The organism is Sphingomonas sp. (assembly GCF_031361285.1).
Lineage (GTDB): Bacteria > Pseudomonadota > Alphaproteobacteria > Sphingomonadales > Sphingomonadaceae > Sphingomicrobium.
In genome coordinates this window covers 1-2,247 of sequence record NZ_JANMCO010000017.1, presented here as the reverse complement: position 1 = coordinate 2,247, position 2,247 = coordinate 1, and the positions used below count along the sequence as shown (strand labels likewise).

Genomic DNA, 2,247 nt, shown 5'->3' with positions numbered 1-2,247 from the left:
TGGTCGCATGTCCCTTTTCAAAAAACCCGGAAACCTCCGGTGCGACCGTCCAGATATCCTCTTTTCTGGTTCAGCGTGAGCAACGATCTTGCATTGTTGTTCTGCAATAGTGCAGAATAGCGCGATGGACTGGAACGACCTCCGCCATTTCCTCGCCGTCGCCGAACGCGGCAGCACGCTCGCCGCCGGCCGCGAACTGCGCGTCAGCCAGACCACCGTCGCGCGGCGCATCGACGCGCTCGAGAAAGCGGTCGGCATGGCACTGTTCGAGCGCCGCCAAGCCGGCTACGCCTTGACCGCGGTAGGAGAGGCATTGCTACCCACTGCGCGCGCGGTCGCCGCCGCTACGGCCGGGTTCGGCGAGGCCGCCGCCGCTTATGCCCGCGACTTGACCGGCACCGTCCGCCTGTCGACCGAGGAGATTTTCGCGGTGACCCTGTTGGGGCCGATGCTGCGCGACCTTCACGACCTTCATCCCGACATTCGCATCGAGCTCGATACCTCGCACGAGCTGCGCGACCTTGGCGCAGGCGAGGCCGACATCGCCCTCCGCGCCACCAGCACGGAGCCGCCCGCCGGGGTCGTCGGCCGCCGTCTGTGCATCGACGATTGGACGCTCTACTGCAGCCGCGACTATGCCGCGCGCCACGGCGTTCCGACCAGTGTCGAGGCCTTGCGGGGCCATGCCATTGTCGGTGGCGGCGGCGGCAATCTGTGGCGCGCCTATGAAGCGTGGATCCATGAGTTCGGACTCGAAGGGCAGGTAGCGATGCACCACGCCTCGTCGACCGGGCTTTTGTCGGCGGTGCGCTCGGGGTTCGGCATCGCCGTGCTTCCCCGCCTCGCGGTTGACGACGACCCCGACCTCATCCGCTGCCTCCCCCCGCGCAAGAAGCACGGCCGCCTGTTGTGGCTGCTCACCCACGAACGCGTCCGCCACGCGCCGAGGGTGCGAGTGGTGATCGATTTCCTTTATGAGCGGTTGAAAAAGCGCGTCAGCGAGCTCGGCCTCTCGACCTAGCCGTTAATCCAGCGCCTTGCGCGCTTTCTCCCAATGGCGCCCGTCGAATGGCGTCACGGCGAGCGCAAGCGGCTCATCGAGGCAATAAGCGTTGACGCTCCACGCTTCAGGATGGCTGCGCGGCTGGTAAAAGCTTTTCACCCCGCACAACGAGCAGAACAAATGTTCCGCCGCGCCGCTGCCGAAACGGTAACTCGTCAGCTTGTCCGCGCCCTGCTCAAGCGTGAAGTCCTGATGCGGCACGATGACGTGCAGGAACCCCGTCATCGAGCACACCGAGCAATTGCAATCGAGTGCCGGCACGGGCGGTTCGGGCAACGTCGCGGCGAACCGCACCGCCCCGCAATGGCAACCGCCCTGCATGGTATCCACGGTCTCGAAACTCTACGCCGCTTTCAAGCGGTCGATCGGAAGGCCCTGAGTCTCAAGCGTCGCCAGATCGAGTTTGCCCGAGGCGCCGTCGATGTCGATCCCGACGACCGCGCCGTCTACGCCGATATCGACATTGACGCCCTCGACCACTTCACGGGTTTCGACGCCCGCTTGGTCAGCGAGTTCGATGTAGAGACTGTCGGTCTCGGGATAATAATGCAGCTTCATGATCGATCCTCGTTGTACCCCTGCGAAGGCAGGGGTCCAGACTGGGCTCCTGCCTTCGCAGGAGAACAAGCTACTATTCCACCGTCACGCTCTTCGCCAAATTCCTCGGCTGGTCCACGTCCGTGCCTTTCAGCACCGCGACATGATAAGCCAGCAATTGCACCGGCACCGCGTAAACCAGCGGCGCGATGAGCGGGTGGACGCTGGGCATTTCGATCGTCGCCATGCACCCCTCGCCCGCCGCGGCGATGCCTTCAGCGTCGGAGATGAGGATGATCTTCCCGCCGCGCGCGCGGACCTCCTGCATGTTGCTGACGGTCTTGTCGAACAACGGCCCGGACGGTGCCAGAACGATCACCGGGACAAGGTCGTCGATCAGCGCGATCGGCCCGTGCTTCATCTCGCCAGCAGCATAGCCTTCGGCGTGGATATAGCTGATTTCCTTGAGCTTCAGCGCGCCTTCCATGGCCATCGGATAGTCCGGACCGCGCCCCAGATAGAGCACGTCGCGCGCCGGGGCGACGAGCGGCGCGATGGCGGCGATGTCGTCGTCGCGGCCCAGCGCGTCGTTCATCGCCTGCGGCGCTTCCTGGAGGTGGGCGACGATGTCCTTTTCAGCCTCGCGG

4 protein-coding genes are annotated in these 2,247 nt (G+C 64.8%); 1 reads left to right on the top strand and 3 read right to left on the bottom strand.

Annotated features, from left to right (window positions below):
- Window positions 1-124: 124 nt before the first annotated feature.
- Window positions 125-1,021, top strand: coding sequence for a LysR family transcriptional regulator (locus tag RMO25_RS01865; RefSeq protein WP_309660905.1), 897 nt, complete (start codon window positions 125-127; stop codon window positions 1,019-1,021).
- Between the two features lie 3 nt (window positions 1,022-1,024).
- On the opposite strand, the gene RMO25_RS01860 is transcribed toward RMO25_RS01865, so the two are convergent.
- From RMO25_RS01860 to RMO25_RS01850, 3 genes are all read right to left on the bottom strand, one after another.
- The gene (locus RMO25_RS01860) at window positions 1,025-1,384 is read right to left on the bottom strand and encodes a GFA family protein (RefSeq protein WP_309660906.1); all 360 of its coding nucleotides are present in this window, start codon (window positions 1,382-1,384) and stop codon (window positions 1,025-1,027) included.
- 21 nt (window positions 1,385-1,405) lie between these two features.
- Window positions 1,406-1,621: a DUF2283 domain-containing protein gene (locus RMO25_RS01855; protein ID WP_309660904.1), complete on the bottom strand. Its 216-nt coding sequence runs from the start codon at window positions 1,619-1,621 to the stop codon at window positions 1,406-1,408.
- Window positions 1,622-1,694: 73 nt separating this feature from the next.
- Window positions 1,695-2,247, bottom strand: a 553-nt coding sequence (locus RMO25_RS01850) for an SIS domain-containing protein (protein WP_309660903.1), incomplete at its 5' end; no start/stop codon positions are given.